Here is a 4,725-nt window from a genome sequence, read left to right on the forward strand (position 1 = left end):
GGCTGCTGGCGGCGCTGCGCGGGCCCATGTCGCGCGGGCTCGGCGAGGACGGGCGGCTGACCGTCGGCCTCAGCGCGGCCGTGCCCGCCCCCGAGGGGCTGCGCGGCGCCCTCGAGGAGGCCCGGCACGCCCGCAGGGTGGCCGCGGCCCGGCCCGGGCGGGTGTGCGTCGCCGGGCACGAGGAGCTGGCCTCCCACGTACTGCTGCTGCCGTTCGTGCCCGACGACGTCCGCCGCGCGTTCACCGCCCGGCTGCTCGACCCGCTGCGGGCGTACGACCGGCGGCACCGCGCGGAGCTGATCGCGACGCTGGAGGCGTTCCTGGAATGCGACGGGTCATGGACCCGGTGCGCGACCCGGCTGCATCTGCACGTCAACACGCTGCGGTACCGGATCGGGCGAATCGAGCAGCTCACCGGGCGTGATCTCGCCCGCCTGGAGGACAAGCTCGACTTCTTCCTGGCACTGCGGATGAGCTGACGCTTCAGGGCGCCGCCGGGCGCGTCAAGGCGGGGGCATTAGTGATCCCATTCACAAGAAGTGATCTCCGACCCCTTGGCGCGGGGCCCCTTGGCGTGCTGGACTTCCGCCACTGGCGGTCAACTGGCGGACATCTCTCGGACAACTGCACAGTCGGCCGTCTGCACGAACGCACAAGTGCTCGACGCACTGAGGCATTTGCTGGGGTATTGCTCACACTGGCTCGACGACGCGCTTGGGGGAGAGGCTGTGGCGGACACCGCCCTGTCGAAATCTGTGGTCGGGGTACCGGACGTCTGGCGGCTGCGGGCACGCGGCTGCTGGTCCGAGGCGGCGGCACTGCTCGCGCCCTTCTGCCAGGACGACGCGGGGGCGGCGCTGAGCAGAGCGGCGCTGCTGGTCGAGGGGTGCTTCTACCAATTGGAGGGCTGGGCCGAGGCGGAGGACGCGCTGCGCCTGGCCGAGGCGCTGGCCGGCACCGACGAGGAGCGCGGCGCGGCCGCCTCCGAGCGGGGCTTTCTCGCCTACGGGGCGACGCTGCACTCGGTACGGGACCGGGCGGACGAGGCGCGCTCGGCATTCGGGCGCAGCGCGGCCCTGCTCTCGCCCGGCTCCCCCGGGCGCCCGCTGCTGGACTTCCGGCGCGGCCTGGTCGCCGAGAACATCGCGCTCAACCCGGCGGCTGCCCGCGCCGCCTACCGCCGCGCCCACGCGGGAGCGGTCGCCCACAGCGACACCTTCCTCACCTCCTTCACCTGGCGCCACCTGGCCGGCCTCGCCGCGGCGGAAGGCGACCTGGCCGAGGCCCGCCACGGCTTCGCCGAGTCCCTGCGCATCCGCGTCTCCCTCGGCCACCTCGTCGGCACCGCCCCGGCGATGCTCTCCCTCGCCGACGTGGAACCCGACGAAGCCGCCGAACGCCTCCACGCCGAGGCAGCCCGCCTCTACGAACTCCTGGGCGGCATCCCCGCCTGGCTCGCCCCCGCCTTCACAGCCTGACCAACCCCCACCCGCACCCTCCCGGGCACCCCCGGAACACCCCTCGCGCGGACGGCTCAGCGGCAACCCCCAGCGCACCCCGCACGCCTCCCACCCAGCCCCGCCGGGGCATCCGGCAAGCACGAACCCCACGCGGCTCAGCGGCGCCCCCGCTATCCCCAGGTGGAACCGGAAAAGTGCTCGCGCGCCAGCGACTCCACCGTCACCACGTCGCCCGCGATCAGTGCCTCCAGCAGCACGCTGTGCTCGGTGGCGTCGGCGAGGAGGGCGGCCGGGCGGCTCGGGGAGTGCGGGCCGTGGGATGTGGCGGCCAGCGGGAACTGGGCGCGGCGGTGGAGGTCGTCGGCCACCGAGACGAGCTGGAGATTGCCGGAGAACTCCAGCAGGGCCCGGTGGAAGGCGCGGTCGGACTCCGCGTAGGCGGCCCGGTCGCCGAGCGCCGCCGCCGTCACCGTCGCCGCGGCGAGCGGCCGCAGCGCCTCCCACCGGCCGGGGGCCACGCTGCGGGCGAGAGCCAGCACCACCGGGACTTCCAGCAGGGCCCGTACCGCCGCCAGCTCGGCGAGTTCGCGCACGCTGCGCTCGGCGATCCGGAACCCGCGGTTGGGCAGCACCTCGACCGCGTCCTCGCGGGCCAGCAGCTGCATCGCCTCCCGTACCGGCGTGGCCGAGACCCCGTACCGGGCGGCCAGCGCGGGCGCGGAATGCACCGATCCCGGCGCGAGTTCCCCGCCGATGATCTCGGCCCGCAGCGATGCGAGCACCTGGTCCCGTACCGAGAACCGCTCCGGCATCCGCCGTACGGGAAATCCGCTCCCGGCCGCGCCCGTCCCGGGTCCGCGCGGGTCCGGGACCCGGCTGCGCGCGGCTCGGTCCACCGGGTCCCTCCCTGTCGGCTGCGGGCCCGGCGGTGCGCCGGACGGGCTGGCTCGCCGACGATCACCCGGTCGGCCTACCGCCGTCAGGTTAAACCCCCGGCGGTGTCACCACGGCCGGCCTCAGCTCTCCCGCGGCCAACTCCCGCACGCCTCTTGGCCACCACCGGCCCCGCCGGTCCCGCTCCGGCCGCCCGCGGCTCCCGCCGGGCCGAGCGAATCGGCCACCGCGCGTATGCGACGTTGTCGGTCACGCTACGATTCCGGTCAACTCAGCTGTTCCGGCACGAGAGTTCGAGCACTCACCGTGGAAGCCGTGCTCTTGCGCCATAACGTCTGCACGTATCCGCGCTCTTCGCAATGATGTCGGTCGTAAGCCGGTCCGGCCCGAGCGCGACGGAAGCGACACGAGGATTCGCACATGAGACTTTCCGACATTTCGCTGAACTGGGCGATTTCGGGCGCCGTCGGCCTGGTCGTTCTGGCTGCCTGCGTCGTCGTGCTCCGCAACCGCCGCATGGCCGGCACGGATGCCCAGGGGGATTCGTGGGAGCGCAGTGAGGAGCGCCGCCGTCGCAAGGAGGCCTTCTACGGCAGCGCCTCCTACGTCCTGCTGTTCTGCTGTGCGGCGGTCGCCGCCGCACTCTCCTTCCACGGCCTGGTCGGTTTCGGCCAGCAGAATCTCGGCCTGACCAACGGCTGGGAGTACCTGGTCCCCTTCGGCCTCGACGGCGCGGCCATGTTCTGCTCGGTGCTGGCGGTCCGCGAGGCCAGCCACGGCGACGCGGCCCTCGGCTCGCGCATGCTGGTGTGGCTGTTCGCCGGCGCCGCAGCCTGGTTCAACTGGGTGCACGCGCCGCGCGGAATAGAGCACGCCGGAGCGCCGCAGTTCTTCGCCGGCATGTCGCTGTCCGCCGCGGTGCTCTTCGACCGGGCGCTGAAGCAGACCCGCCGGGCCGCGCTGCGCGAACAGGGCCTGGTGCCACGCCCGTTGCCGCAGATCCGGATGGTGCGCTGGCTGCGGGCGCCGCGTGAGACGTACGGCGCCTGGTCGCTGATGCTGCTGGAGAACGTGCGCTCGCTGGACGAGGCGGTCGAGGAGGTCCGCGAGGACAAGCGGCAGCGCGAGCACAACGCGCTGCGCCGCCGCGACCACGACCGCCTGGAGCGGGCCCGGATCAAGGCCTTCAACCGGCAGCACCGCCCGTGGCCGCGCGGTGGCGGCCGGGGCGGTCGCCAGGTGGAGCTGCCCGCGGGGAGCGCGGCGGGCGGCGGTCAGGCCGCATCGGAGCCTGCCATAGGAGCGTCGGCGGAGTTCCCGGCCGGCGAGCTTCCGGTACGGGGCCGGCCGGCCCTCCAGCCGGTCCGCGAGGAGGCGGAGGCCGCCGCGTCCACGCCGTCCGCGCAGGACATGGCCAGGGCCGCGTTCACCGTGGACCTGACCGCCGAGGACGACACGATGACGCTGCCCCGACTGGATTCACTGGAGCGCAAACTGTCTGATTTGGAGCGGCAGTTCGGCTGAGTTTTCGGACAACGGCCCTTCCGCGACGGGCAGGTCGAGGCGCGGGAAAGCGGCGTGGCCCCTGACGGGAGGGTGAACTCCCCACGGGCCATGCCGCTTTCCCGTCGTTCCGCGCCCGCTCATGCCGCCTCCGCGTCGGCCTCAAGTTCGAACCAGACCACCTTGCCGCCGTCCCGCGCCTGCGCTCCCCAGGAGTCGGCGAGCGCCTCGACGAGGATCAACCCGCGCCCGGAGGTGCCGTGTTCGCCGCTGGCCAGGGCCCGCGCGACCGCGCCGGGCGCCGGCGGACCGGGCCGCCGGGTGAGCGAGTCGTGCACCTCGACCCGGAGGCGGTGTCCGGGCCCCGGCGTCAAGGTGGCGGTGAGCACCGCGCCGCCGCCGGTGTGCTGGAGTGCGTTGGTGAGGAGTTCGGTGGCGAGCAGTTCCGCCGTGTCCGACAAGGCCGGCACTCCCCAGTTCCTCAGATGGTCGCGTAGCAGTCCCCGTGTCTCCGACACAGCGGGAAGGTCGGCCCGCCGTACCGCGTGCCGTAACCGGCGCCCCGTGATATTCGTCTGCTTCCCCCGATCCGGTCTGCGCTTTCTGTCTGCGGTAGGCATGCCCCACGTCGGATCCGTCCAGTCATACCCGCCACAATTCGGTGGCCGGTTCGAACCGGCCCCGGCCATGCGCGCGTTGATACCTCCGATGTATTGCCGATCGAAGGCTTGACACGCCCTCTCCCGGCAGCCACTCTGTGGCGCACTCATCCCCAGCGTGTTTCCGGGATGTTGCGCCGCCAGTGTCGTATGTCCCGTTGCCTCGGGAGGGGCCGTGAACTCACCGCACCGAACATTCGGAGCCCTCC

The 4,725-nt window shown here is 73.1% G+C and carries 5 protein-coding genes; 3 read left to right on the forward strand and 2 right to left on the reverse strand.

What is annotated here, in order from left to right; translation table 11 throughout:
• Together GA0115240_RS21560 and GA0115240_RS21565 are read left to right on the forward strand one after the other, a co-directional pair.
• On the forward strand, positions 1-479 hold a 479-nt coding region (locus GA0115240_RS21560), incomplete at its 5' end, for a PucR family transcriptional regulator (RefSeq protein WP_176725135.1).
• A gap of 249 nt (positions 480-728) precedes the next feature.
• Positions 729-1,478, forward strand: coding sequence for a hypothetical protein (locus GA0115240_RS21565; RefSeq protein ID WP_093738685.1), 750 nt, complete (start codon positions 729-731; stop codon positions 1,476-1,478).
• Between the two features lie 152 nt (positions 1,479-1,630).
• On the opposite strand, the gene GA0115240_RS21570 is transcribed toward GA0115240_RS21565, so the two are convergent.
• The gene (locus GA0115240_RS21570) at positions 1,631-2,443 is read right to left on the reverse strand and encodes a GntR family transcriptional regulator (RefSeq protein WP_237555089.1); all 813 of its coding nucleotides are present in this window, start codon (positions 2,441-2,443) and stop codon (positions 1,631-1,633) included.
• A 331-nt stretch (positions 2,444-2,774) separates the two neighbouring features.
• Here GA0115240_RS21570 and GA0115240_RS21575 point away from each other — a divergent pair, with 331 nt between their 5' ends.
• Positions 2,775-3,878 carry a DUF2637 domain-containing protein gene (locus tag GA0115240_RS21575; RefSeq protein ID WP_093738689.1) on the forward strand — a complete coding sequence of 368 codons (1,104 nt, stop codon included), beginning with the start codon at positions 2,775-2,777 and terminating at the stop codon, positions 3,876-3,878.
• Positions 3,879-3,997: 119 nt separating this feature from the next.
• On the opposite strand, the gene GA0115240_RS21580 is transcribed toward GA0115240_RS21575, so the two are convergent.
• Positions 3,998-4,627 (reverse strand): ATP-binding protein, encoded by a 630-nt coding sequence (locus tag GA0115240_RS21580; protein WP_346267965.1) that lies wholly within the window; start codon positions 4,625-4,627, stop codon positions 3,998-4,000.
• Positions 4,628-4,725 lie beyond the last annotated feature (98 nt).

Source organism: Streptomyces sp. DvalAA-14 (assembly GCF_900091855.1).
Classification (GTDB): Bacteria; Actinomycetota; Actinomycetes; order Streptomycetales; family Streptomycetaceae; genus Actinacidiphila.

Coding starts and splice junctions, on each gene's coding strand:
- GA0115240_RS21575 (WP_093738689.1), top strand. CDS start 2,775: ATGAGACTTTCCGACATTTCGCTGAACTGGGCGATTTCGGGCGCCGTC.
- GA0115240_RS21580 (WP_346267965.1), bottom strand. CDS start 4,627: ATGAGTGCGCCACAGAGTGGCTGCCGGGAGAGGGCGTGTCAAGCCTTC.